The 23,280-nt window shown below is 46.7% G+C and carries 23 protein-coding genes; 20 read left to right on the plus strand and 3 right to left on the minus strand.

What is annotated here, in order from left to right:
- Nucleotides 1-101: 101 nt before the first annotated feature.
- From GN278_00295 to GN278_00330, 8 genes are all read left to right on the plus strand, one after another.
- Complete coding sequence (locus GN278_00295) at nucleotides 102-755, plus strand: Tim44/TimA family putative adaptor protein (protein XAT59401.1); 654 nt, start codon at nucleotides 102-104, stop codon at nucleotides 753-755.
- A gap of 138 nt (nucleotides 756-893) precedes the next feature.
- The gene (locus tag GN278_00300) at nucleotides 894-1,490 is read left to right on the plus strand and encodes a DNA mismatch repair protein MutS (protein XAT59402.1); all 597 of its coding nucleotides are present in this window, start codon (nucleotides 894-896) and stop codon (nucleotides 1,488-1,490) included.
- Nucleotides 1,491-1,647: 157 nt separating this feature from the next.
- The gene (locus GN278_00305; GenBank protein ID XAT59403.1) at nucleotides 1,648-2,157 is read left to right on the plus strand and encodes a carbon monoxide dehydrogenase; all 510 of its coding nucleotides are present in this window, start codon (nucleotides 1,648-1,650) and stop codon (nucleotides 2,155-2,157) included.
- A 25-nt stretch (nucleotides 2,158-2,182) separates the two neighbouring features.
- On the plus strand, nucleotides 2,183-2,668 hold the full coding sequence (locus tag GN278_00310; protein XAT59404.1) for a 2Fe-2S iron-sulfur cluster binding domain-containing protein: 486 nt from the start codon (nucleotides 2,183-2,185) through the stop codon (nucleotides 2,666-2,668).
- A gap of 45 nt (nucleotides 2,669-2,713) precedes the next feature.
- Nucleotides 2,714-5,083: a molybdopterin-dependent oxidoreductase gene (locus GN278_00315; GenBank protein XAT59405.1), complete on the plus strand. Its 2,370-nt coding sequence runs from the start codon at nucleotides 2,714-2,716 to the stop codon at nucleotides 5,081-5,083.
- 14 nt (nucleotides 5,084-5,097) lie between these two features.
- Entirely contained in the window at nucleotides 5,098-5,883 is a 786-nt protein-coding gene (locus GN278_00320; GenBank protein XAT59406.1) for a carbon monoxide dehydrogenase, read from the plus strand.
- Between the two features lie 192 nt (nucleotides 5,884-6,075).
- On the plus strand, nucleotides 6,076-6,687 hold the full coding sequence (locus GN278_00325) for a peptidoglycan-binding protein (protein XAT59407.1): 612 nt from the start codon (nucleotides 6,076-6,078) through the stop codon (nucleotides 6,685-6,687).
- Complete coding sequence (locus GN278_00330; GenBank protein XAT59408.1) at nucleotides 6,678-7,211, plus strand: carboxylesterase; 534 nt, start codon at nucleotides 6,678-6,680, stop codon at nucleotides 7,209-7,211. The genes GN278_00325 and GN278_00330 overlap by 10 nt, the downstream gene beginning before the upstream one ends.
- 70 nt (nucleotides 7,212-7,281) lie before the next feature.
- Here GN278_00330 and GN278_00335 read toward each other — a convergent pair whose 3' ends face one another.
- Nucleotides 7,282-7,509 carry a hypothetical protein gene (locus GN278_00335; protein XAT59409.1) on the minus strand — a complete coding sequence of 76 codons (228 nt, stop codon included), beginning with the start codon at nucleotides 7,507-7,509 and terminating at the stop codon, nucleotides 7,282-7,284.
- 313 nt (nucleotides 7,510-7,822) lie between these two features.
- Here GN278_00335 and GN278_00340 point away from each other — a divergent pair, with 313 nt between their 5' ends.
- From GN278_00340 to rnr, 8 genes are all read left to right on the plus strand, one after another.
- Nucleotides 7,823-8,338 carry a hypothetical protein gene (locus GN278_00340; protein XAT59410.1) on the plus strand — a complete coding sequence of 172 codons (516 nt, stop codon included), beginning with the start codon at nucleotides 7,823-7,825 and terminating at the stop codon, nucleotides 8,336-8,338.
- 10 nt (nucleotides 8,339-8,348) lie between these two features.
- On the plus strand, nucleotides 8,349-8,972 hold the full coding sequence (locus GN278_00345) for a hypothetical protein (GenBank protein ID XAT59411.1): 624 nt from the start codon (nucleotides 8,349-8,351) through the stop codon (nucleotides 8,970-8,972).
- Between the two features lie 561 nt (nucleotides 8,973-9,533).
- Nucleotides 9,534-10,361, plus strand: a complete 828-nt coding sequence (dapD, locus tag GN278_00350; GenBank protein XAT59412.1) for a 2,3,4,5-tetrahydropyridine-2,6-dicarboxylate N-succinyltransferase — start codon at nucleotides 9,534-9,536, stop codon at nucleotides 10,359-10,361.
- A 97-nt stretch (nucleotides 10,362-10,458) separates the two neighbouring features.
- Entirely contained in the window at nucleotides 10,459-10,806 is a 348-nt protein-coding gene (locus GN278_00355) for a hypothetical protein (GenBank protein XAT59413.1), read from the plus strand.
- Entirely contained in the window at nucleotides 10,806-11,459 is a 654-nt protein-coding gene (locus GN278_00360; GenBank protein XAT59414.1) for an HAD hydrolase-like protein, read from the plus strand. The genes GN278_00355 and GN278_00360 overlap by 1 nt, the downstream gene beginning before the upstream one ends.
- Before the next feature lie 3 nt (nucleotides 11,460-11,462).
- Entirely contained in the window at nucleotides 11,463-12,611 is a 1,149-nt protein-coding gene (gene dapE / locus GN278_00365; protein XAT59415.1) for a succinyl-diaminopimelate desuccinylase, read from the plus strand.
- Between the two features lie 25 nt (nucleotides 12,612-12,636).
- A complete protein-coding gene (locus tag GN278_00370) occupies nucleotides 12,637-13,191 on the plus strand; it encodes a DUF2064 domain-containing protein (protein ID XAT59416.1) in 555 nt (184 codons plus the stop codon).
- A 76-nt stretch (nucleotides 13,192-13,267) separates the two neighbouring features.
- Nucleotides 13,268-15,523 carry a ribonuclease R gene (gene rnr / locus GN278_00375; GenBank protein ID XAT59417.1) on the plus strand — a complete coding sequence of 752 codons (2,256 nt, stop codon included), beginning with the start codon at nucleotides 13,268-13,270 and terminating at the stop codon, nucleotides 15,521-15,523.
- Between the two features lie 334 nt (nucleotides 15,524-15,857).
- Here the strand turns inward: rnr and GN278_00380 are convergent, their stop codons facing one another.
- Both GN278_00380 and deoC read right to left on the minus strand, forming a co-directional pair.
- Nucleotides 15,858-18,212 (minus strand): aldehyde dehydrogenase family protein, encoded by a 2,355-nt coding sequence (locus tag GN278_00380; protein ID XAT59418.1) that lies wholly within the window; start codon nucleotides 18,210-18,212, stop codon nucleotides 15,858-15,860.
- A gap of 20 nt (nucleotides 18,213-18,232) precedes the next feature.
- On the minus strand, nucleotides 18,233-19,210 hold the full coding sequence (deoC, locus tag GN278_00385; protein XAT59419.1) for a deoxyribose-phosphate aldolase: 978 nt from the start codon (nucleotides 19,208-19,210) through the stop codon (nucleotides 18,233-18,235).
- A 170-nt stretch (nucleotides 19,211-19,380) separates the two neighbouring features.
- Between deoC and GN278_00390 the strand changes: the two genes are divergently transcribed.
- The 4 genes from GN278_00390 to GN278_00405 are packed head-to-tail and all read left to right on the plus strand — an operon-like array spanning nucleotide 19,381 to nucleotide 23,268.
- The gene (locus GN278_00390) at nucleotides 19,381-20,340 is read left to right on the plus strand and encodes a zinc ABC transporter solute-binding protein (GenBank protein XAT62472.1); all 960 of its coding nucleotides are present in this window, start codon (nucleotides 19,381-19,383) and stop codon (nucleotides 20,338-20,340) included.
- Nucleotide 20,341: 1 nt separating this feature from the next.
- The gene (locus GN278_00395) at nucleotides 20,342-21,145 is read left to right on the plus strand and encodes an ATP-binding cassette domain-containing protein (GenBank protein XAT59420.1); all 804 of its coding nucleotides are present in this window, start codon (nucleotides 20,342-20,344) and stop codon (nucleotides 21,143-21,145) included.
- Nucleotides 21,146-22,357, plus strand: coding sequence for an iron chelate uptake ABC transporter family permease subunit (locus GN278_00400; GenBank protein ID XAT59421.1), 1,212 nt, complete (start codon nucleotides 21,146-21,148; stop codon nucleotides 22,355-22,357).
- Nucleotides 22,357-23,268 carry a metal ABC transporter permease gene (locus GN278_00405; protein ID XAT59422.1) on the plus strand — a complete coding sequence of 304 codons (912 nt, stop codon included), beginning with the start codon at nucleotides 22,357-22,359 and terminating at the stop codon, nucleotides 23,266-23,268. Before GN278_00400 ends, GN278_00405 begins: the two co-directional genes overlap by 1 nt.
- Nucleotides 23,269-23,280: the final 12 nt, after the last annotated feature.

The following is a 23,280-nucleotide window of genomic DNA, read 5'->3' on the forward strand; positions in this document are numbered from 1 at the left end:
AGAAAACGCTCCTAAGACCAGAGGGGTTGTGGACTTGTTGTCTTGTGTCCCCTACATAAGGGGCAACTCTGTGAATTTCCATAGGTGGGCAAGAGGTCTAAATGAATCCTATGACAATTGAAATATTAGTTTTGGCAGGCATCGCAGTTTTTCTGGTTCTGCGTTTGAGAAATGTTTTGGGAACTCGGGAAGGGTTTGAAAAGCCGCGGGCCAACGATTCTCCGCCCGATAAGGCACCAGAATTAACGGTGATTGAAGGCGGGCCTGATGCCGACATCATCGATAATGTGCCAGCTGGTTCTCATTTTGCTGACAAGCTGGTTGAGATCAAAAATGTAGATCCCGATTTCTCGGTCACTGAATTTTTAACCGGTGCACGCGGCGCATATGAAATGATATTGATGGCATTTGAGCGTGGTGAGATGGAAGACATCCGAGCGCTCTTATCGCCTGAAGTAGCAGAAACGTTTGACGATGTGATCAAAAACCGTAAAGCGCAAGGGCTCACAATTGAAGCTGAGTTTGTTGGCATTCGAGAACTGAAGCTTAGCAATGTTTTCTTTGATAAGGCGACAGATGTTGCAGATATTTCTGTTTCCCTGACATCTGAGCTAATTTCAGTCGTTAAAAACGCTGAGGGCGAGGTTATCGAAGGGGACGCTAAACAAATCAAGCGGCAAAAAGATATTTGGACGTTCTCAAAGGATATGGGACTTCAGAATCCAAACTGGCAACTGGTGGCAACAGGCGAATAGTTCCAAGCGCTAAAATCTGCAGAATTTACCAATTTGCATTATTTCCATACTTGCGACAGTTCCAAACGTGGCTAGAAAAACGATTTTTTTGCTGCGAAGATAAAGAAAAGCAAATGTCTATAGGTTTGGGCAAAAGCGATGAGCAAACGAAAGCTAAAACCTGAAGAAAAAGAACTTTGGCAGCAGGTTGCGCAAACTGCTACGCCGCTTTTTGGTGCAAAAATCCGGCCATTGCTAGCTGATAAGAAACCCAAGCAAAAACCACTAAAAACGCCGCAATTACAGCAAATTACACAATTTGAAATTGGGGCCCAATCCACCGATACACGGCCAACTTTTGATTTAAAGCCAGACCTACACAGATCACTTGAAATGTCACGGGTTCAAATGGACAAGCGCGCCTTTGGAAAGCTTAAACGCGGCAAGATGACCCCTGAGGGAACAATAGATTTGCATGGTTTGACTCTGGGTCAGGCACAGCCTGCACTGGTTCAGTTTATTCTAGCGGCATCTGCGTCTGGCAAACGATTGGTATTGGTGATTACTGGAAAGGGAAAATCTTCTGATGATTATGGCCCGATCCCAAGCCAAAAGGGTGTTTTGCGCCACCATGTTCCCCGTTGGCTTGGCATGGCCCCCTTGGCACCGGTGGTGCTTCAGGTCTCAGTTGCCCACATCAAACATGGCGGCGGCGGGGCCTATTATGTTTATTTAAAGCGCAAGAAAACAAAGTAGATCGGTAATAATTTCAGCCGCCACATTTTTCAAATGAGAATAAATTAATCTAAACGCCCAAAACTTCGTCATTGATTCAACAAAAAACTACGCCTAAGGTTTAAAGGAACGACCCCAAAGACTATTCCAAAAACCCGAAAGTTTGTGGAGTATTAAAATGAAAATGACTGGTAGCAAGCAGATTACCGCTAGCGACGAAAAGGTTTGGCAAGCCATCCTTTCGGCTGAGGTTTTGCAGCGCTGCGTCCCTGGTTGTCAAGAAATGTCAGGGTCACCATCAGAGGGGTTTGAAGCGACAGTTGTTCAAAAAGTCGGACCTGTCAAAGCCACCTTTAAGGGTCAGGTCACCTTGTCTGAGATGGTGGAAAGAGAAAGCCTAAAACTGTCGGGCCAAGGCAAGGGCGGTGCGGCCGGCTTTGCCAAAGGCGCGGCAACAGTGACATTGCAAAGCACCGAAGGCATCACGGTCCTAAACTATGATGTAGAGGCCAAAGTTGGTGGAAAACTGGCCCAATTGGGAAGCCGGATTATTGATGGGTTTGCCAAAAAAATGGCGGATCAGTTCTTTGAACGGTTTCGTGATGCAATCGAAAACCCAGAAGACCAGTCCACCAACGGAACTAAAGAAGACGAAAAAAAAGGCTGGTTCACCAAATTGACCGGCTAATAATATAAGTAATGGGAGTAATTTAATGACTAAAGTATCGATGACGGTGAATGGCAAGCCGGTCTCGGGAGATGTCGAAGGGCGAACCCTTTTGGTCAATTTCCTAAGACAGGACTTGCATCTAACCGGCACTCATGTGGGCTGTGATACCAGCCAATGCGGCGCTTGCACCGTGCACGTTAATGGCGTTGCCGTGAAATCCTGCACTATGTTCGCAGCCGAAGCAGACGGAGCAGATGTTGCAACAATTGAAGGTCAGGCAAACGCAGATGGATCGTTGAACGTGATCCAACAAGCCTTTCAAGACCACCATGGGCTTCAATGCGGATTTTGCACCCCCGGAATGGTTATGGCGACAGCGGATTTGTTGAAAAACAATCCCAAGCCAAACGAGGCCGATGTGCGCCACCATTTAGATGGAAACATTTGTCGCTGCACCGGATACCACAACATCGTCAAAGCAGTACTGGCCGCCTCGGGGCAAGACGCAGACGCGATCGCAGCTGAATAAAAACAACTAATTTTTACCCAGCTTTAAAAGCAAGGAGGAATCAATATGCCTAAAGATAGTGGCATCGGCGCCAGCACTAAGCGGCGCGAAGACATCCGGTTTCTAACTGGATTAGGTCAATATACAGACGACATCTCTCTTACTGGTGAAACCCACGCGGTTTTCGCCCGCAGTGAAGTGGCAAATGGGATTATAAAATCCATTGATACAAGCGCTGCTGAAAACATGCCGGGTGTACTGGCTATTTTCACAGGGGATGATTTTGTGGATGTAGGGGGAAATCCGGCAGGATGGCTTATCAATAGCCGGGATGGCGAACCGATGAAGGAACCCAAGCGGCCGGTTTTGGCTCATGGAAAAGTGCGCCATGTCGGGGATGCCTATGCAGCGGTGATTGCCGAAACAGCAGAGCAAGCGCGTGATGCAGCAGAAGCCATTGAGGCTGATATCGATGAACAGCCTGCTGTGGTTGATATGAAAGCTGCGCTCGAAGGCGGCGCATTGGTACATGATGAAATTGGCACCAATCAGTGTTTTGACTGGGGTTGGATCGAAGACAACCGTGCTGCCACAGACGAAGCGATTAAAAACGCTCCGCATGTGACCACATTGGAATTGGTTAACAACCGCTTAGTTCCAAATGCGATGGAGCCGCGCGCCTCAACCGGCGTTTTTGATCCGGGCACAGGAGAGTACACGCTTTATACAACATCGCAAAACCCGCATCTGACGCGGCTTTTGATCTGTGCGTTTGTGCTGGGGATACCAGAAAACAAACTGCGCGTGGTTGCACCTGATGTGGGCGGTGGATTTGGATCTAAAATCTATCATTACGGGGAAGAGGCGCTGGTTTTGGCAGCGGCGAAAAAGCTTGGCCGGCCGGTGCGCTGGACAGCATCGCGCAGTGAAAGCTTTTTGACCGATGCACATGGCCGTGACCATGTTACCAAAATCGAAATCGCTTGTGAAAAAGATGGAACGTTTTTGGCATTCCGGACAGAAACCATGGCCAATGTTGGCGCCTATCTATCCAACTTCTCAACTGCGACACCGACCTTTTTGCACGGCACATTGATGGCCGGGAACTATACGGTTCCAACGCTTTATGTGAATGTTAAAGCCGTGTTTACCAACACTGCGCCGGTGGATGCATACCGCGGTGCGGGCCGCCCAGAAGCGACCTATTCGCTAGAGCGGGCGATTGATAAATGCGCCCAGGAACTGGGAATGAACCCGCTTGAATTGCGCCGAAAGAACTTCATCAAGCCGGATCAATTTCCCTATGCAGCTGCGGCGGGGCTTGAATATGACACGGGCAACTATCATGCGCTGGTCGATAAGCTTGAAGAGCTTGCAGATCTAAGCGGATTTGATGCGCGCCGCAAAGCCACAGAAGCAAATGGCAAAATGCGCGGGCTAGGAGTGAATACTTATATCGAAGCCTGCGGTATTGCGCCCTCTAACTTGGTGGGTGTCTTGGGCAGCCGTGTAGGTCTTTATGATGCGGCCACCGTGCGGGTGAACGCCACAGGAAATATCGCGGTTATGGTGGGGGCGCACAGCCACGGCCAAGGCCATGAAACTGCGTTTCCACAGGTTGTTGCCGAGATGCTTGGCATTGACGAGGGATCAGTTGATATTGTCCATGGCGACACTTCAAAAATTCCCTTTGGGATGGGCACATATGGGTCAAGAAGCCTTGCGGTCTGCGGCTCTGCTGTTGTTCGGGCCACTGAAAAGATCATCAACAAGGCGAAAAAGATCGCTGCTCATATGCTGGAAGCATCTGAGCAGGATGTCGAATTTTCCGATGGTCAGTTTAGTGTTGCTGGTACTAACAAATCGGTTGGTTTTGGTGATGTGGCTCTCAAGGCTTATATTCCCCATGATTTTCCCATCGAGGATATTGAGCCAGGTCTTGAAGAAACGGCGTTTTATGATCCATCAAACTTCACCTATCCAGCCGGCGCTTATGCCTGCGAGGTCGAAGTTGATCCGGACACCGGCAAAGTCACGGTAGAGCGGTTCACTGCGGTTGATGATTTTGGCAATGTGATCAACCCGATGATTGTTACTGGCCAGGTCCATGGCGGATTGGCACAGGGCATTGGACAAGCGCTGCTTGAAAACTGTACTTATGATGAAGATGGCCAAATTCTAAGCGCATCCTTTATGGATTATGCGATGCCTAGGGCCTCTGACCTTCCGCTTTATACGGTTGACCATTCTTGCCAAACGCCATGCACCCATAACCCACTTGGGGTGAAAGGATGCGGTGAAGCTGGCGCCATTGGATCGCCCCCGGCGGTGGTCAATGCGGTGGTAAATGCGCTGCATTCTGGCGGCCACACTGACGTAACCCATATCGATATGCCCGTGTCGCCTTCGCGCGTCTGGGCTGCGATGAACAGCTGATCGGAGGATATAGTATGTATGATTTTAGTTTCGTAAAACCGGGAACGGTTGCCGATGCGGTCACCGCGCTTGCCTCTGAGGATGCTCAGGCACTGGGCGGGGGGCAGACATTAATCCCCACCATGAAGCAGCGTTTGGCCAGCCCAACAAAACTGGTGAGCCTAGGCGGTATTGCCGATATGAAAGGCGTTAGCCACAGCGGCGGCACATTAACCATTGGCGGAGCAACAACGCACGCCAATGTTGCTGCGCAAGCAGGTGATTTTGCCGGTCTGGCGATTTTGGCGGGCGGCATTGGCGATCCGGCGGTGCGCAACCGCGGAACGATTGGTGGATCACTTGCCAATAATGATCCGGCGGCTTGCTACCCGTCGGCCGCATTGGCCACTGGTGCAACAATCGTCACCAACACCCGTGAAATTGCAGCAGATGATTATTTCCAAGGCATGTTTGAAACCGCTTTGGACGAAGGCGAGATTATCACTGCAGTGCGCATGCCTATCCCCGAGGCCTCAAACTATCAAAAGTTTGAACAGCCCGCATCTCGGTTTGCTTTAGTGGGCGTATTTGTGGCCAAATATGCCAGCGGTGTTCGCGTTGCCGTCACTGGCGCCTCTGAAGGCGGAGTATTTCGTTGGTCAGAGGCAGAAGCTGCGCTTGGAGCTAACTTTTCCGCTGATGCCCTATCTGGCCTAAGTGTTGCGGCCGATGATATGATCGAAGACCTACATGGATCAAAAGCTTACCGCGCGCATATGGTAAAAGTTATGACTGGCCGCGCGGTGGCAGCCGCTGAGTAAACACAGATAAAACAAAGGTGAGTACCCCCTTAAAAAGGGGGTGCTCACGCTATGCGCGCACTTAAACTTTTCAACTTCCTGCGTTCGCACCTCAAACCATTTATAAATCACTCTGTTTAAGTCTTTGGGCGAAGCGTTTTGGTAATCTTACCAAACGCTTTTAGAAAAATATGCCCATCTGATGAGGTGACCTTGAATTTGATTGAACAAATTACAGCCGCTATTATTTCGCGTGAGGGCGGCTTTGTTAATGATCCCGATGATCCGGGTGGGCCGACAAAATACGGTGTAACTTTGGCCACGGCGCAGCAGCATAATCTAGACAAAAACGGCGATGGGCGGGTGACAGCACAGGATGTCAAGCAACTGACAAAGATGGACGCCAAGCGGATTTTCATCTACGCATATTTTCGCAAACCCAAGATTGATAAACTGCCCAAGGCGCTACACCCAACAGTATTTGATATGCAGGTCAACGCAGGTTCTAACGCAATTAAAATTCTGCAAAGGCTTTTGGCTAGATTTGATCAACCCGTCAGTGTTGATGGGGCATTGGGGCCGCAGTCCATTGGTGCGACCAAAGCGGCATATAAATCTGCTGGTTCTTTGTTTGTCGATGCCTACGGGATTGCACGGCGAAACTATTATCTGGCGCTGGGCGATGTCAAACCGGGACTGCGTAAGTTTGCCCAAACAAGGGCAGGCGGCAAAGGCGGCTGGATCATTCGGGCTGAGGAATTTATCAGCCCAAGGTTTCATTTATCAGACGCAGATTTTCAAAAAAGGGTGGCGCAATGGGTATGATTGGCAATCTTCTTGCCATGCTGTTTGGCAGCGGGCGCAATGTTTTAAAAGAAACGGCCGAGGTGTTTCGCCCAAACGCTGAAAATGATGCTCAGCGCGATCATACGGCAAACGCTGCAATCATGGCACAGTTTGCCGCTGAGTTTGGCCATAAAGGTTGGTTCAATCAGCTTGTTGATGGGCTGAATAGACTGCCGCGCCCGATGATGGCGTTTGGCGTGATCGGGCTTTTTGTCAGCGCAATGTTTGATCCCATCTGGTTTGCTGCGCGGATGCAGGGCTTGGTTCTTGTGCCTGATGCGCTTTGGGCGCTTTTGGCGATCATCGTGACGTTTTATTTTGGCGCGCGGTATCAGGCCAAAGCCATGGATTTTCAAAAAGACGCAGCGCGTCTGCTGGCACAAGCACCGCAGGTGGCCGAGAACATTCGCAAGCTGCGGAACTCGATGACGCCCGACATCGCAAACCATGACGTGGTGGAAAGCGACAAAAACCCCGCGGTGGAAGAATGGAAAGCAGGCTAGAACTGCCCAACAAAACCACAACCCGGGATGGGAAGCTCTACTTAATCCCGTAGCTCAAAGGGCTGATTAATCAGACAGCCCCGACCAAGTTTTCATTCACGGGCGCCGAGGCGATAGAATTTTTCTCTGCGATGATATCGTCTAGTTCGGCCTGAAGGCGTGCATTTACTTCGGCTACAAATGAGCTTCGACTATGTCCGATTGCGGCCAATTGATCGTCTGACAAATAGTCCAGAGCTTGCATTGACGCTGATGCTTGGCGCGCAGCAATCATAGACCTCAGTAGTTGCTTAAACATTTCAATTTCCTTTGCTTTAACAACCATATGATATCAAATTGCTGCGTGCGCAGCATCATACATTGTGGAATTGCCGCTATGCAGCATTTGCAAGGCTTGGCAATTCAACCACCCGCGAGATTGCAAATCATGAAGTGATGGAAACCAATAAAAACCCTGCAGTTAAAGAGTGGGAAGCAAATTAACCGACGGGTTAGATTATCCCTGACAAAACCAAGAATTTTTGCTAGTATCCAGAGTGGTCGAGCACCAGCCTTTCCCTTATCTTCGATGTATTCCTAATTACTGTATTACTCAAATTATTTGGTGACTTTTGAATTATTCATTTTTTTTTCTTATATGCTTGATTGTACTTCCGTTGCTTTGTCACCTGCGCAAATGGACGCCGGCAGCGTTATTCTTTACAGCTGCACTGACCTACCTACTCTGCGGTGCGATTGGCTTCGTGAGCATCAAATCAGTCGTTCTGGGTAACGCACAGGACACCTACTATGTCGTCAATCGCGGCCATATCCTGCTTAACCTAGCAATTGTAATGGCGTTCTTTGCAGTACTCACTTGGCTGCAAACCTATTTCGGTGCAATGCTTTACCCATCCGCAACAAAAGCATTGTTTTGGCTGCTGCATATTGGTCTGATCGGGGCAAGTCTGTTTGCAACGCTAATCGTATTTGTATGGCCTCAACCAAGACGATACATCGACTATCCCGAATACATGGATATGCTGGCCAATGTCAGCTCATGGACAACCCGCATTTGCGCTATTGCTGGCATCGGCCTTATTGTTCTGTTTTTGGTTTCTGCAGTCCAAACTCGGATTGCGCGATGAGCGAAGTGTCATGAAGAAGTACGGTCGTACTTACCATCTTCCCATTTCCGCTGGTGTGATGAGTTATAACAAGATCATCGCTGACTTGTCTGTCCTGAAAAATGCAAATGAGATTGTTTTCACTGAGAAGATGGATGGCCAGAACACAACAATCCATTCGCAAGGCTGCCATGCTCGTAGCCCGAATAGCGGATACCATGCATCAAGAGATTGGGTTAAAGCCTTTGCGGCAGGTGTCTCGCCTTTTCTTTCTAAGCACGAACGGATCGTTGGAGAATATCTCTTTGCTGGGCACTCGGTTGCGTATGACAACCTGCCTTCTTATTTTCTCGGCTTTGCATGGGTTGTTGATGGATTTATTCAGAGCTGGGATGATACAAATGCCCGTTTCACTGAAATTGGTATTTTACCCGTGCCGACCCTACATCGCGGTAAGTTTGACGCCGCCGCCGTTGACGAAGTTCTGGGTCAACTGGACTTGAACACCCAAGAGGGTTTCGTCGTCCGTGTCACCTCCGTATTTTCGGAATCTGACATGCCCAAGCATATGGCGAAATATGTCCGCGCGAAGCACGTCCAAAACGACACGCATTGGATGCGTGCAAAAATCGTACGAAATAAATTGCAGAAATGAGAATTTACTCATTTAGGCAAAAATAGATCATTTTGGAGTGTTCCTACATTCACAACGATTTGGTAAGTTTCAACCGAGCAAGCAATACTCAATCAAGCTAACAATTGGGCATCTTGCTTAGCACTTCATGATGATAGCTCTCAAATAAAATGGATTGGATCCTACAGGACCATTCATCGCCTGTTGTTACGACTATCATCAAAAGAGAAAGAAAGCCCTATGGTAGAAACACTTCTTGATAGATTGAATCGAAAACAATCTGATCAAGAAAGACGCGGCACATCCTGAACGTGAGGCTATAAAACACCGATCCCTCTAAAAGAATGCTGTGTATTTTACCAAAGTCCGGAATTTGACCCAAAATTGACAGTAATTTATTGGCAAAATTGGACCTCCGTAAAACAGTCGTAATACCGACGTAATACTGACCTGCCATTTTTGGGTATTTAAGCCGAAGCTGGTGCCACATCGTCACAGAAAACGATTAGTCTGAACAGGCCATTGTGCCACCGCGCGCCCACAGTTATAGAGTGCTAGGTTGAATTTATCGGAGCGCCCATCATGTCCAATGCACAGCTAGAACAAGCCATCGAAGCCGCTTGGGAATCCCGCGACGAAATATCGCCCACCACCACGGGCGAGATGCGCGAGGCAATTGAGGATACGCTAAACGCTCTTGATAGCGGTACCCTCCGCGTGGCTGAAAAGCAGGCCAGCGGCGATTGGTCGGTGAACCAATGGGCCAAAAAAGCTGTGCTTTTAGGCTTTAGAATCAAGGACATGGAAATCCAAACCGGCGGACCTCAGGGGGCTGGCTGGTGGGATAAGGTTGATAGCAAATTCAAAGGCTGGGGCGATAACCAATGGCGTGCCGCCGGCTTTCGCGCTGTGCCAAACTGTATTGTACGCAAATCGGCCTATATTGCACCGGGGGTTGTTTTGATGCCGTCATTTGTCAATCTGGGCGCCTATGTGGATGAAGGCACCATGGTGGACACATGGGCCACGGTGGGCAGCTGCGCACAGATCGGCAAGAACGTCCACCTTTCCGGCGGCGTCGGCATCGGCGGGGTACTAGAGCCCATGCAGGCAGGCCCCACAATCATCGAAGATAACTGCTTCATCGGAGCCCGTTCAGAAGTCGTCGAAGGCTGCATCGTCCGCGAAGGATCGGTTCTTGGGATGGGCGTTTACATTGGCCAATCTACCAAAATCGTTGACCGCGAAACCGGAGAGGTGCTGTATGGAGAAGTGCCACCCTATTCAGTGGTGGTTTCTGGCTCAATGCCATCGAAAAACGGGATCAACCTTTATTGTGCGGTTATTGTTAAACGAGTTGATGAAAAAACCCGTAGCAAAACGGGCATCAATGATCTTTTGCGTGACTAAAGGATTGTTTAAAAGGGTTTAAATCACAAGTGCGCGCACAGTATTTGCCTTTTAGAAATTGGGTCATTAGACATAGCTCAATCCAAGAAGGCTGCATATGACCGCAACTCAAAAAAACCAAAACCGGCAAAAGGTGTATACTCTACTGGTTCAAGTTGGCAGGACTGACAAAGACGGGTTGCCAAACGATAGCTCTGGCGCCGCTTTGGTTTGCTATGCCAGCGGTGTGGATGAGGCTGAGGCGGTACGTGAAACAGTGGCCATTCTTAAACAGGCCGATCTTGCGCCACTTGATGTGACAGGATATGGCACACTGCAAGAGCGACAATCCCAAGGCCATGAGGTCGAACCCGAAGAGCTGACTTTAATGCAGAGAGCATTAGATGAAAACTCTGTTGTTGTTGCGCAAATGACGCCGCTTTTCAGTGAGAAGGGGGACCAATAATGCGTATAGTTTTTTTAGATCTTGATGGCACTTTGACCGATTCCGGTCCTGGAATAGTCAATTCTGTCGGTTTTGCGCTTAAAAAAATGGGCCTTCCCCCTCTAACAGGAGATACTTCGTGGCTGGTTGGCCCGCCGCTTTGGGGATCATTTGAAAAACTTGGCGTTAAAAAGCAGGACCTTGACCAAGCAGTTGCTTTTTACAGGGAAAGATATGCTGACATTGGCTGGTCGGAAAATAACCTTTATCCCGGAATTCTAGATCAACTTTCTACTCTTAGGCGCGCAGGTTACACTTTGTGTCTTGCAACCTCAAAAGCTCACAGTTACGCGCGAAAAATCACAGCGCATTTTGGAATTTCAGAGTACTTAAGCTATGAGTTTGGCTCTGAGCTCGATGGAACACGATCAGACAAAACATCCCTTTTGGCACATGGATTAAAGACGGCAGGGGCAGAGGCCGATCATGCTATCATGGTTGGGGACCGTCACTATGATGCGGTTGGTGCCAAAGCCAATAGAATGAGGGTAATTGGTGTCGCTTATGGCTATGGAAGTGAAGCTGAGCTGTCCAAAGCCGAGGTGGATGATATTATAGCTTCACCTTTGGATTTAGCGGAAGCGGTACTTAAAATACTACCCCCTGAGGATTAAAAAATGACACAGATAGATCCAGTTGATTTAACCGCACAGCTTATCCGCTGCCCGTCCGTAACTCCAAACGAGGCAGGGGCAATTAAATTGCTAGAAGACATGCTTTCACAGCATGGGTTTCATTGTACGCGCATCTCGCGTGGCGGAGTGGAAAACCTTTTTGCCCGTTGGGGAAGTAGCAATAAGGGCCCTAGTTTTGCCTTCAATGGGCATACTGATGTTGTCCCTGTTGGTGATCTTGAAAAATGGACCTTTGATCCTTTTGGTGCCGAAATAGAGAACGGCTTTATGTATGGGCGCGGAGCTGTGGATATGAAATCCGCCGTTGCGGCCTTTGTTGCGGCAGCAGTTGATTTTGTGAACGAAACGCCCCCAGAGGGTTCTGTTGTTATCACTGTGACTGGAGATGAAGAAGGTGATGCCGACCATGGAACGGTAGCAATCTTGGATTGGATGTCAGAACAAGGTGAGAGGATTGATCATTGTTTGGTGGGTGAACCCACATGTCCAAACCGCTTAGGCGAAATGATCAAGGTTGGGCGGCGCGGGTCAATGACAGCTATGATCTCTGCCATTGGTGTGCAAGGACACTCTGCCTATCCCCATAGGGCAAAAAACCCATTGCCTGCTTTGGCTAAATTGATAGATCGCCTTGCCAATCATGAACTGGATAAAGGCACAGAGCATTTTGATCCCTCAACCCTTGCAGTCACTTCCATAGATACTGGAAACCGCGCAAATAACGTAATCCCAGCGAAAGCAAAAGCGGTTGTAAACATTAGATTTAATGACGCTTTTAGCAGTGACGAGCTTGGAGTTTGGTTGCAAAAAGAAGCTGAAAGGATAACTGCAGAAACAGATATAGAGATGTCTGTGGAGATCAAGGTTTCGGGAGAAAGCTTTCTTACCCCTCCGGGAGAGCTTTCAAGTCTGGTTGGGCGTGTAATTGAGGATGAGCTTGGAATAATCCCCATAATGTCCACCACTGGAGGAACCTCAGATGCGCGTTTTGTGAAAACTGTTTGTCCGGTTATAGAATTCGGTCTTGTTGGCAAATCCATGCATTCGGTTGATGAAAGGGTGGATATTTCCCAAATTGGACAATTGAAAACCATCTACAAGCGTGTGCTGAGGGACTATTTTGCCTCATAGGCCCTCTCGAAAGCAATTGGTAATTATGGTGAAAGAGCCACAGCTTGGGCGGGTGAAGACGCGTCTGGGCCATGATATAGGTATGGTGCCCGCACTTTGGTGGTATCGTCACCAAGTCGCGCGGCTTACCCGCCGCCTCGATGATCGCAGATGGCATCTTACTTTAGCGATTTCCCCTGATAATCAACACAGGAAAAGTCGATTTTGGCCAAGTCACCTCAAAAAAATCCCTCAAGGCGGCGGCAATTTAGGGACACGCATGCTTAAGGTTTTTCGTCAAATTCCTTCAGGTCCGGTTTGTATAATTGGCTCAGATATTCCGGATATTTCATGTCGCCATATAGCACAGGCGTTTGACATGCTGGGTAAAAGTGAATGGGTTTTTGGACCGTCTACAGATGGCGGATATTGGTTGGTTGGGGCAAAACGGGTCACTGCCATGCCTCAAGGTTTGTTTCGAGGCGTTCGTTGGTCTACAAGCCACGCCCTTTTAGACTCACGTAAAACCGTTCAAAGCAATCATGTGACTTATCTTGAGCCGTTAGCAGATGTGGACCGTGGCGAAGACTTGAAAAAGTGAGTATTTATTCAAAGAAAAATTCTATGCAGCATGAATTCTCGGTGACGGGATTTGTATCCCATGCTAGGGCTTCACAATGAGTATGCCCCCAAAAAAAGCCGATATTCTTGCTTGGATTTCCGCCAATCCAAAACAGCGTGATAAGCGCGATATAGCAAAGGCCTTTCGTCTAAAAGGATCAGAGAGGACCGTGTTAAACCGAATCCTAAATGAGTTAGAATCTGAAGGTAAGTTTGTGGGCTCTCAAAAAGAAACAGACGATAGAGAGAAAATGATTGGCAAATTCCTCCCAGTTAGTGTTTTGAGGGTTAGTGAAATAGATGAAAACGGCGATCTATTTTTACAGCCCGAAAATTGGGATAGAAAAGATAAACCACCGCGCATCTTGATGGTTGTGAGACCTGATGAGATCCCGCTTGGGCTTGGTGATCAAATTCTTGCTCGTGTAGCCTCTGTTTTGAATCAGGAACATCAATATGAGGCCCGACCCATCAGGCGTATCGAAAAGCCTCAAACCAAGATCTTGGGGATTTACCGGTCTAAAGGCACCTCAGGCCGAATTGCACCTATTGATAAATCGGGAAAAGAATGGCGCGTTGCGAAAGCAGATGAAAATGGAGCCAATGATGGCGAATTGGTTGAGGCCATAAGATCCGGACCAAAATCACGGATGGGATTACCACAAGCTCGTATTATACAATGTTTGGGAAACCCATCAGCACAAAAGGCAATTTCTTCGATTGCGATCCACCAGCACAACATTGAAGATACATTTTCCCAGCAGGTCCTTAAAGAGGCAAAATTAAGTACTGATTACAAATTAATTGGACGCAAGGACCTTTGCCATCTGCCATTTATTACAATTGACCCAGATGGCGCTCGGGATCATGATGATGCAGTTTTTGCACAAGCCGATAGCGATCCAAAGAACAAAGGCGGCTTTTTGATTTGGGTCGCAATCGCTGATGTTGCGCATTATGTCCGGCCAGGAACAGCTTTAGATCAAACGGCGAGACAACGCGGGAATTCAACATATTTTCCAGATCGTGTGGTTCCCATGTTGCCAGAAGTCTTATCCGCAGATTTATGTAGTTTGCGCGAAGGAGCTAGGCGCCCTTGCTTGGCTGTTTGCCTAAGAATAGATTCGAACGGCAATAAAATAGGACATGAATTTTATCGAGCCATTATCTGTTCAGTCGCATCATTGACATACGAAGAAGTTCAGCACGGTGTTGAGGGCACTCCAAATGACAAAGTTTTGCCTTTATTAGAAACTGTTATCAGACCACTTTACAACGCATATTCAGCGCTTTGTATCGAACGGCAAAAGCGGCAGCCGTTAGAGCTGGAGCTTCCCGAGCGGTTGATTTGCTTAAATAAGAGCGGTGATGTCACTGGCGTCAAATTTAAAGACCGCCTGGATGCACACAAGTTAATCGAAGAGTTTATGATATTGGCAAATGTTGCCGCTGCTGAATGTTTGGTTGATAAAAGAGAACCCTGTCTTTTTAGAATACACGAGGAGCCAGAAAAAGCCAAAATTGAGGCTTTAAGGGATACAGCACAATCCGTAGGATTAAATCTTGCGAAAGGCCAGGTTCTTAAAACCAAGCATCTGAACCAATTGCTTCGACAAGCAGAAAAGCAAAAAGAGGCTGAGCTTTTGAGCATGTCAACTTTAAGAGCTATGACGCAGGCGTATTACAGTAAGGAAAATTTTGGGCATTTTGGGTTGGCATTACGTGCATATGCCCATTTTACCTCGCCAATTCGGCGGTACGCCGACCTTGTGGTGCATCGTGCGCTAATTCGAGCTCATAAATGGGGAGAAGGTGGCTTAACCCAAGAAGAAGAAGCTATTTTAGAGCAAACATCAGATCAAATCTCCATATCTGAGCGGCGATCAATGGCAGCTGAACGCGATACATTGGATCGTTATCTGGCAATTTATCTTTCGCAGAAAATTGGTAATGAGTTTTCAGGTAGAATTAGTGGAGTTGTAAAATTTGGTGTGTTTGTTCGTTTAGATGAAAGTGGGGCCGAGGGGCTTGTGCCCATTAGATCTCTAGGACGGGAATATTTTACATTAGAGAAAAAACTCAATCGATTGGTGGGGGCTGAGAGCGGATTTAAACTTTCCTTAGGGCAAAACGTAACAGTCCGGTTGGCTGAAACGACTTCTGAAAGTGGTGGGATCATTTTTGAGCTGCTCACTGTAGAAGGTTCGACTGTTCCATCTCGTTTCGTGGGTAAATCAAGATTAAAAAAGCGAGGTGCACACCAAAATAAGCGTAAATCCAAGAAAAATCGAAAAAAACCCTTAAAAAAATAAAATAATTAATGTTTTTCAAAATTTTATGATCTTAAATTAAAGTAATACATTAATTATAAATAGGTCTCATATTAATAAATATTGACGCGTCTCTCATCTTTGTATCAGGCAGGTATAAGTTTGAATTTATTTTAAGCTTATAGCGCGCCAAAAAGTAATCTTTTGATTATGCGTTTTTGACTATCACCTAAAAATGATAGTCCCAAAAGGTAGACAAAGAGAAGGGGCTCATTCATATATCATATAGCCTAAAAACTTGTTACAGACATATGGCAAAAGTAAAACAAAAGGCTCTAATAGGGGTGTATAAGTCCAAAATACCCATGATTTTTAGTTATCCCTCTCCAAAAGGTATCCAAATTGTTTTGGTTTCTGTAGAGGCAGATAAGAAAGACTGAATATCACTTTCTGAACACCAATTTTTTTCGTGACCGTGATTGACCCAAGTTCGTTTTAAATTAAACGCAGCGTTTGATTCCACGGCCCCAGAAATATCCGTCGAGGAAAAACACCATACAGAGTCCACGTTCATATGAGCTGATAAGGGTTCAGCCAGATCTGCATGTGTTCCAGTTAAGATATTCACCACGCCTGCTGGAACGTCGGAGGTATCAAGTATTTGATAAAAATCTGTGGCTATAAGTGGCGCCGCCTCTGAACAAAGGAGGATCATTCTATTTCCCATTGAGAGCCCAGCAGCTATTGTTGTCACCAGCCCTAGAAGGGGAAAACCATCTGAGCAAAAGACACCAATGTTGCCAATGGGCTCATTTACGGAAAGCGCAAGACCGCGGATGGGTACATTTCGAACATCACCATCATATTTGTCTGACCAAGCCGCAAAGTCGAACAAGCGCTTTATACTAACCTCAACTTCATCAAGGCCATTATTTTGACCAGTATAGATATTAAGATTTTGTGCAAATTCGTCTCGACGTGCAGACAGGTTTTCTGCCAAATAATAGAGTATTTGTGCTCTTAAATGACCAGATGTCGTCGACCAACCCTCTGCTTTTTGCGCAGCTTCTACGGCATTTCGAACATCTTTACGATTGGCAACTGGAACCTGACCTAATAGGTTTCCTTTAGCGTCATAGGACGATTTATAGTATCCACTATCTGGTCTAGATTGTTTTCCGCCAATATATAACTTAGCCGTACGATCTATAGTAGCAGTTGATTTAACCACCTTAGTGGATGGCATGTTTATTGAGACAGATTTGGCCTGTCTTGGAGTGACCCTGGGTTTTGTATATGGCGCAAGGCCTTCCCAGCCGCCTTCACGACCAAATCCGCTTTCTCGTACACCACCAAACCCCGCTGATGCGTCAAACATATTAGTCCCGTTAATCCAAATGACCCCTGCTTTTATTTTTGGAGCCAGCCCAAGGCAGAGATTTATATTTTCGCTCCAAATAGACGCCGCCAAGCCGTATCGAGTATTATTTGCCAACTGTATGGCTTCAGCTGGGGTTCTAAAGGTGGTTGAAACAAGCACAGGACCAAAAATTTCATTTTGCATTAAGGGATTGGCTGTTTCTACATCTGTAATTAACGTAGGTGGATAGTAACAACCCTTTGCTGGCAATTCGGTATTGGGTTGAAAAATAGTATCCGGTGCATATTCCCCTACCATCTTTTCAATATTATCTAGCTGAACCTGATCTACGATCGCCCCCATATCAATGGATTTGTCCAATGGGTCGCCTATGCGAAGCTTTTGAATGCGGGCTTTAATTTTAGAATATAAGCGGTCAGAGACACTTTCCTGCACCAATAACCGTGAGCCAGCACAACAGACCTGTCCTTGGTTAAACCAGATTGCATCCACAAGCCCCTCAACGGCACTATCCAAGTCTGCATCATCAAAAACGATAAAGGGGGATTTTCCACCAAGTTCGAGCGTCAGGGACTTACCGGTTCCTGCCGTGGCTTTGCGGATTTTCTTTCCAACATCTGTTGATCCGGTAAAGGCAATTTTATCAATATCTTCGTGACCAACTATCAATTCGCCCACTTCCCCATCGCCAGTCACAATATTTACAACACCCTTGGGTATTCCCGCCTGTTGACACATTTCGCAAAACAATAGAGCCGTCAAAGACGTATATTCAGCGGGTTTAAGAACAACGGTATTTCCCATAGCCAAAGCGGGTGCTATTTTCCATGACAGCATAAGCAGGGGAAAGTTCCATGGTATAATTTGGCCACATACACCAATGGCTCTTTTGTCTGGCATTTTTTCAGCCATCAGTTGAGCCATTCCTGCATGGTAATAAAAATGACGCTGAGCCAATGGAATATCAATGTCCCGCGCCTCTCGGATTGGCTTGCCATTGTCAATTGTTTCCAAAGTCGCAAAAAGCCGGCCGTTCTTTTGAAGCAACCTTGCCAGAGCATAAAGGTACCGGGCCCGCTCATGTCCATCAAGGCCTTCCCATGCAGGCTGAGCCTTCCTGGCGGCGGCAATGGCACTATTTACATCGTTTTCTGAGCCTTGAGTAATCTGGGCTAGAACTTCGTTTGTGGCTGGGTTGCGTGTTTCAAAGTAAACTGCGCCCTCGCAAAATATGCCATCTATAAAATGTCCAAATTTGCGATTGTTCCGCTCAAGCCAACCGGTTGCTTCTTCTACATTTTCGGGGGCTTTGCCGTAGTCCATAGTTTCAAGTATGTCTTTAACGGTCATTTTAATATCCACTGAGTTTATCAAGCTATCGGATGGCGATGGTTGGCCGAATAGGCACCGGTCGATTGATGTTCGAGTTGACGTTCGATGTCACCTAAAAGAGAAGAAGCTCCAAATCTGAACAAATCTGGCTCTAACCAGCGATTTCCAAGCTCTTCTTTCATCAAAGACAGAAAGGTTAGGGCCTCTTTTGCCTTTGAAATGCCACCTGCTGGCTTATATCCGACGGCAATACCTGTGCGCTCGTAATAATCACGAATTGCCCGGACCATGACCAAGGATACTGGAAGCGTCGCATTTACGCTTTCCTTACCTGTTGAGGTTTTGATGAAATCCGCACCGGCCATCATACACACCATCGACGCACGAGAGACATTCCGAAGACTTCCTAATTCACCGGTAGCCAAAATTGCTTTCATATGGGCATCACCACATGCTGAGCGAAAGCTAGCTATTTCATTATAAAGGGCATCCCAGTCTTGAGAAAGGACATGCCGACGAGAAATGACAATGTCTATTTCATTTGCCCCAGCGGCAACGCTGGCCTTAATTTCAGCAATTCGCAAATTTAAGGGTGTTAACCCGGCTGGAAAGCCAGTTGAAACAGCAGCAACGGGAATTCCTGAACCCTCCAAAGCTTGAATGGCTGTTTTTACCATATCATGGTACACACAGACCGCTGCAGCAGAGATTTGTGGTGCGCCCAAGGCCTGCAAGAGATCACGGCTTACGGGATACTTTGCTTTTTCACACAGCCTTTTAACACGACAGGCGGTATCGTCGCCAGAAAGCGTTGTAAGATCTATGCAGCTTATCGCGCGTAGTAACCAAGCAATTTGATGATCTTTTTTAACTGACCTTCTGGCAGCGAGCGCGTTTGCTCTACGCTCGATAGCCGATGTATTGGCCTGAGAGGACATTACCCAATCTAGGTCGAGCTGGATACCTGGATTTCGTTGCAAAGAAGTTGGGTTAAGATTTGCATTTAGTGAAGTCATTGATCGAGACACAATAGTTTCTACCCATATTTATCGAACCCTGACATGCAAATCATACCTTGGCAAGTAAGCTAGAGGGAAAGCCTGTTTGAAAATGAGAATAATTCGCAATTGCGTTGACTTTTGCGAATGACTCTCATATTCAATATCAGGTAATAAAAGGAAAAGACATCTTGAACCGCAGATTCTTTATAGGCTCTTTAGGCGCAGTTGCAGGTATCAATCCACTACCGCTATTTAGTGAAGAAAACGCTATAAGCATCGTGGCGACTACCAGTATGATCGCAGACACCGTGAGAAGCATTGGTCAAGGGTACGTAAAGGTTAAAGGGCTAATGGGCCCTGGAATTGATCCACATTCATATCGACATACAAGAAATGACATTGTCTCAATGACCAAGGCTGATTTAACGTTGCGGCATGGTTTAGACTTAGAAGCCCAAATGGAGGACTTCTTTGCAGACTTGTCAAGAAAGCGGTCTGTTGTAGCTGTTACCAACACCATAAATCCAAAAAAACTTCTGGACTACCCTGGTCAAACAGGACGATATGATCCTCATGTTTGGATGGATCCAATCTTATGGTCTTTGGTAACAGACCAAATTGCATTAGCGCTATCAAAAGCAAAACCTGCCAAAAAAGATGAATTTCAAACATCAGCCACAAACTATAAGTCTGTATTAAACGAACTAAATAACTATGCGAAAAACGTATTAAGTACAGTTCCAAGTAAATCACGAGTTTTGATTACGGCCCATGATGCTTTCGGGTATTTTGGAAAAACCTACGGTTTTGAGGTAATAGGGGTTCAAGGAATATCGACAAACTCGGAAGCAGGATTGTACCGGATCAAAGAAATAGTCGACCTTCTTGTTGAGCGAGAAATATCGGCTGTATTTGTTGAAAGTTCAGTATCAGACCGAAACATGAGGGCGTTAATTGAGGGTACGACTGCCAGGGGCCACGAAGTTACTTTGGGTGGAGAGCTATACTCTGACGCGATGGGCATCGAAGGCACTTATGAAGGCACTTATGTCGGAATGTTAGATCACAATATCACTACAATTGCTAAAGCGCTTGGCGGAAACCCACCGGACTTTGGTTGGCAAGGAAAGCTAAAGGCAACTTAAAATGACAGATTTCGCTTTGATTGCAGATAACGGCGTGTTCGTTGACAAACACATGGATCTGGGATCCGCCGCTCTCAGTATTAAAGGGATGACAGTTTCTTATGGTCCGGAACCAGCTTTATATTCTGTTGACTTCAATGTCGAAATTGGAACATTGACCGCTGTTATTGGACCAAACGGAGCAGGTAAATCTTCACTCCTCAAGGCCGCGATGGGTATTATACCAACAGTTTCCGGTCAAGTCAGGTTTTTTGGACAACGCCTAAAAAAGACGCGTCACAGAATTTCATATGTTCCGCAACGGGCAAGCGTGGATTGGGACTTCCCCGCAACTGTCAAGGATGTAGTTCTAATGGGCCTATATCCCATCATGGGTTATCTTCAGCGGGTAAGCCTAGCTCACTTAGACGAAGTTCAATCCTGTTTAAGAAAAGTTGGCATGAAAGATTTTTCTGACCGCCAAATAGGCCAATTGTCGGGTGGCCAACAGCAACGGGTATTTTTGGCGCGGGCTCTCATTCAAAAGGCTGATGTCTATTTACTTGATGAGCCTTTAGCCGGTGTCGACGCCGCTACCGAAAAAGCAATTATTTCTGTTCTTAAAGATTTAAAAAAGTCTGGAAAAACAATCATAGTGGTTCATCATGACTTAAGCACAGTTTTAGAATACTTTGATCATGTACTTTTCATCAACAAGTCCCCAATTGCACATGGGCCGGCGGCAGAAATTTTTAATGAAGAAAATTTGTCGATTACCTATTGTGGACAGTTAGGCGCGGCTAGATTAGGCGTAGCCGGCATTTAGATGTTGTGGTCTGCCCTCAGCCTCACACTCGGATATAATGCGACCCTTGTTACACTTGGCGCCACCCTTTTAGGTATCGCTACCGGAATATCAGGAACTTTCCTTTACCTACGGAAAAACGCATTGATAAGCGATGCAATTTCACACGCCACTTTACCGGGTCTTGGAGCAGCATTTTTGCTTATGACGACCGCAGGTCTAGACGGACGAAGTTTATTTGGTCTATTGGGAGGCTCCGCCATCAGTGCAGCCTTGGGCCTCATGATCGTGACTTGGCTAACTACAAAAACACGCCTTTCCCAAGACGCAGCAATTGGTTCAGTTTTATCGGTATTTTTTGCCTTTGGTGTCGTTTTATTGACAGTGATTCAAGCCATACCCGCAGGTCGGCAAGCAGGGTTAGAAACTTTCCTTTTGGGATCCACCGCTGGAATGCTTTTTAATGACGCAGTATTAATTTTGGTCCTAGGGGCAATCACAACTGCAATCTTGCTTCTTTTCAGACGCTCAATCATAGTAGTTTCTTTTGACGCCCATTACGCTCAAACACTGGGGATTTCACCACAAAAAATAGATTATCTTGTTCTTGCTGTAGCGCTTGCTGTTACCGTGATAGGAATGAAGATTGTTGGGCTCATCCTCATCGTAGCATTATTAATCATTGCGCCGGTCGCTGCACGATTTTGGAGTGAAAAAAGTAACACAATATTGTTGATATCTGGTATTTTTGGTGGCTTATCAGGGTATATTGGAACTGCAATTTCCGCGACTGCTCCTGGTTTGCCAACTGGCCCAATTATTGTGTTGTGCAGCTTTATTCTCTTTTTAATATCTTTTTTGCTGGCACCGCGCCGCGGGATTTTAGCCTCTGCACGTGCTTTCTTGGTATTTCAAACAACGGTCCACATGACCCAAGGGCTACTTTCAATCGCCCAAAACCAACCAATTTATGAGCCAAAAACGAAACGGCTTTTACAAAGAGGCGGATTTGTTCGAGCTGATGGCGTGGCCACTCAGGCTGGGCACGCACTTGCAGCAAAAACCCTTCTAAATGAACGCCGCTGGACTTACTGGCGCAGCAAAATGCGACAAACAGGGGCTCTTGATGAGCCGATTGTTTATAGCTTGGTCAACATCGAAACAAAACTAACACAAGATCAGATTAAAAGTATTGATCAGGGCCTATCTTTACAACAGCAGGACAAATTGTAATGGGATCAGATTTTATCACGCTGAGCTTGACTCCACTGCTTATCGGTATCTGTGCGTCTATGGCCTGTGCGTTGCCGGGCAACTTTCTCCTTTTGCGAAAACAGGCACTAATAGGTGATGCAATTAGCCACGTGGTCTTGCCCGGAATTGTTGTTGCATTCCTATTCACCGGTCAGGTTTCAACCTGGCCAATGATGATTGGTGCGGCGGTTGCAGCAATCATAGCTGTTTTATTGATAGAATTCATTTGCCGAGTTGGGAAAATTGAGTCTGGGGCTGCAATGGGGGTAATATTCACATCGATGTTTGCGGGGGGTGTCTTGTTACTAGAACAATCAGATACCAGCCAAGTTCACCTAGATGTTGAACACGCACTCTTCGGAAATTTAGAGAGCTTGATTTGGCTTGATGCCGAGGGCTGGGCATCGTTTTTTGATCTAAATGCTCTGGCAGGTTTGCCCCTGGAACTAGTACGAATGATGACCGTACTTCTGGTGATCGTGATCTTTATATATATTTTCTGGCGGCCACTTGCATTAATCTGTTTTGATGAACCTTACGCACGCACGCGTGGAATAGCAGCAACAGCCCTTGGTTTTGCTTTGGTAACTTTAACTGCAATAGCAGCAGTTGCGGCGTTCGATGCAGTAGGTTCGATTATAGTCATAGCTATGATTATTTGTCCGCCTGCCGCAGCGCGGTTGATGGTGAACAGCTTAAGATCACAGGTTATTTATAGTCAGGTTTTGGCGGTTATCGCTACTGTAGTTGGATATATACTTGCAGGCTATGCGCCTCTTTGGCTTGGTTTTTCAAACACCCTCAGCGCCGCTGGAATGATAGCCACAATGAGCGGTGTATTTCTCGCCTTCGCCGCGCTTTTTGGGCCACATAGGCGGCGCAATATATAAGATCAATCAGTG

Source organism: Rhodobacteraceae bacterium Araon29 (assembly GCA_039640505.1).
Classification (GTDB): domain Bacteria; phylum Pseudomonadota; class Alphaproteobacteria; order Rhodobacterales; family Rhodobacteraceae; genus CABZJG01.

Coding starts and splice junctions, on each gene's coding strand:
- GN278_00295 (XAT59401.1), top strand. CDS start 102: ATGAATCCTATGACAATTGAAATATTAGTTTTGGCAGGCATCGCAGTT.
- GN278_00300 (XAT59402.1), top strand. CDS start 894: ATGAGCAAACGAAAGCTAAAACCTGAAGAAAAAGAACTTTGGCAGCAG.
- GN278_00305 (XAT59403.1), top strand. CDS start 1,648: ATGAAAATGACTGGTAGCAAGCAGATTACCGCTAGCGACGAAAAGGTT.
- GN278_00310 (XAT59404.1), top strand. CDS start 2,183: ATGACTAAAGTATCGATGACGGTGAATGGCAAGCCGGTCTCGGGAGAT.
- GN278_00315 (XAT59405.1), top strand. CDS start 2,714: ATGCCTAAAGATAGTGGCATCGGCGCCAGCACTAAGCGGCGCGAAGAC.
- GN278_00320 (XAT59406.1), top strand. CDS start 5,098: ATGTATGATTTTAGTTTCGTAAAACCGGGAACGGTTGCCGATGCGGTC.
- GN278_00330 (XAT59408.1), top strand. CDS start 6,678: ATGGGTATGATTGGCAATCTTCTTGCCATGCTGTTTGGCAGCGGGCGC.
- GN278_00335 (XAT59409.1), bottom strand. CDS start 7,509: ATGTTTAAGCAACTACTGAGGTCTATGATTGCTGCGCGCCAAGCATCA.
- GN278_00345 (XAT59411.1), top strand. CDS start 8,349: ATGAAGAAGTACGGTCGTACTTACCATCTTCCCATTTCCGCTGGTGTG.
- dapD (XAT59412.1), top strand. CDS start 9,534: ATGTCCAATGCACAGCTAGAACAAGCCATCGAAGCCGCTTGGGAATCC.
- GN278_00355 (XAT59413.1), top strand. CDS start 10,459: ATGACCGCAACTCAAAAAAACCAAAACCGGCAAAAGGTGTATACTCTA.
- GN278_00360 (XAT59414.1), top strand. CDS start 10,806: ATGCGTATAGTTTTTTTAGATCTTGATGGCACTTTGACCGATTCCGGT.
- dapE (XAT59415.1), top strand. CDS start 11,463: ATGACACAGATAGATCCAGTTGATTTAACCGCACAGCTTATCCGCTGC.
- GN278_00370 (XAT59416.1), top strand. CDS start 12,637: ATGGTGAAAGAGCCACAGCTTGGGCGGGTGAAGACGCGTCTGGGCCAT.
- rnr (XAT59417.1), top strand. CDS start 13,268: ATGAGTATGCCCCCAAAAAAAGCCGATATTCTTGCTTGGATTTCCGCC.
- GN278_00380 (XAT59418.1), bottom strand. CDS start 18,212: ATGACCGTTAAAGACATACTTGAAACTATGGACTACGGCAAAGCCCCC.
- deoC (XAT59419.1), bottom strand. CDS start 19,210: ATGACTTCACTAAATGCAAATCTTAACCCAACTTCTTTGCAACGAAAT.
- GN278_00395 (XAT59420.1), top strand. CDS start 20,342: ATGACAGATTTCGCTTTGATTGCAGATAACGGCGTGTTCGTTGACAAA.
- GN278_00400 (XAT59421.1), top strand. CDS start 21,146: ATGTTGTGGTCTGCCCTCAGCCTCACACTCGGATATAATGCGACCCTT.
- GN278_00405 (XAT59422.1), top strand. CDS start 22,357: ATGGGATCAGATTTTATCACGCTGAGCTTGACTCCACTGCTTATCGGT.